General features: G+C 68.1%; 1 protein-coding gene. It reads right to left on the bottom strand.

The window, feature by feature from the left end; genetic code table 11:
• Positions 1 to 63 precede the first annotated feature (63 nt).
• The gene (locus tag ACFWVV_RS37755) at positions 64 to 1,278 is read right to left on the bottom strand and encodes an IS110 family transposase (RefSeq protein WP_384422927.1); all 1,215 of its coding nucleotides are present in this window, start codon (positions 1,276 to 1,278) and stop codon (positions 64 to 66) included.
• Between the last annotated feature and the right edge of the window lie 79 nt (positions 1,279 to 1,357).

Genomic DNA, 1,357 nt, shown 5'->3' with positions numbered 1-1,357 from the left:
GGGGGGTGTCTCTATGTCCTTCGTCAAGGACGTGGTGCCGGGTGTGGGGGCTGTTTGAGGTGGTTATGCGGCGAGGGTGATGGTGGGTGTTCTGGACTCGTAGAAGGTGCCGTCGCGGAGCATGGCGAACAGGACGCTGATGCGTTGGCGGGCGAGGCGGAGGAGGGCCTGGGTGTGGGTTTTCCCGCGGGCTCTTTGCCGGTCGTAGTAGGCGCGTGATGCCGGGTCGGCGTTCATGCAGGCGAAGGCGGAGAGGAACATGGCGCGTTTGAGCTGCCGGTTTCCGCCTCTGGGTGCGTGCTCGCCGTGGATTGAGGTCCCCGAAGATCTGGTTGTCGGGGCGAGGCCTGCGTAGGAGGCGAGGTGGGCGGCGCTGGGGAAACTGGTGCCGTCGCCGACGGTGACCAGCAGGACGGCAGCGGTCCTGACTCCGACTCCCGGCATCGAGGTCAGGACCGGGTGAAGAGGGTGGGCCTCCAGCAAGGTGCTGATCTGCGCTTCCAAGGCCCGGCGTTGGTCGTGAACGGCCGCGAGGGAAGCGGCCAGGGACGGGATCACGATGTCGAGGGTCCCGGTTCCCGGGACCACGACGGTCTGTTCGTCGAGAGCGTCGAAGACGTCGTCGATCAGCCGGACGGCCATGCGCGGGGCTTTCGGGCGGATGAGTTCGACGAGTCTGCGGCGGCCGGCTTTCCGCAGGGCGGCCGGGGAGCCGTGGCGTTCGAGGAGCCAGGTGACGGCCGGGTGGTCCAGCCGGGGTCCGAGTACGCGCTCCAGCGAGGGGTGGAACTGGGTGAGGAGGCCGCGTATCCGGTTGCTGGTGCGGGTGGCCTCGGCAGCGAGGTCCTGGTCGAAGCCGGTCAGCACCGTGAGCTGGGCGGTGATGTCGTCGGTCAGCTCCAGCGACCGCAGAGTGTGGGGCATCGTCCGGGCGGCGTCCGCGATCACCGCCGCGTCCTTCGCGTCGGTCTTCGCCTCGCCCGGATACAGATCAGCGATCCGCCGCATCGCGAGTCCGGGCAGGTAGGCGACCTCGCAGCCCGCGTCACGGGCGACGGTCAGCGGCAGAGCCCCGATCGATGCGGGCTGGTCCACGATCACCAGCACCGTGCCGAACTTCGCGATCAGCTTGTCGAAGACGGCCCGCAGTTTCGGCTCGCTGTTGGGCATCGCCTTGTCGAAGACCTTCTTGCCGGCCGGGGTGAGCCCGTGGCCGTGATGGGCCGTCTTGCCGACGTCCATCCCGAGGAAGACACCCACGTCTTCGATGTCGAACATCGCACCCTCTCCGGGTCGTTGACCATGCTGGCCTCGGCTACGGCACCGTGCTCGCGCATCCACGTTATGCAGACCTGCC

The sequence above is a fragment of the Streptomyces sp. NPDC058663 genome (genome assembly GCF_042716745.1).
In the GTDB taxonomy this organism is placed as follows: Bacteria; Actinomycetota; Actinomycetes; order Streptomycetales; family Streptomycetaceae; genus Streptomyces.
The sequence above is the reverse complement of the archived record's forward strand: the minus strand, read 5'-3'. Positions and strand labels throughout refer to the sequence as shown.

Excerpts from the sequence above, each read along its gene's own strand:
- ACFWVV_RS37755 (WP_384422927.1), bottom strand. The coding sequence starts at position 1,278 with ATGTTCGACATCGAAGACGTGGGTGTCTTCCTCGGGATGGACGTCGGC.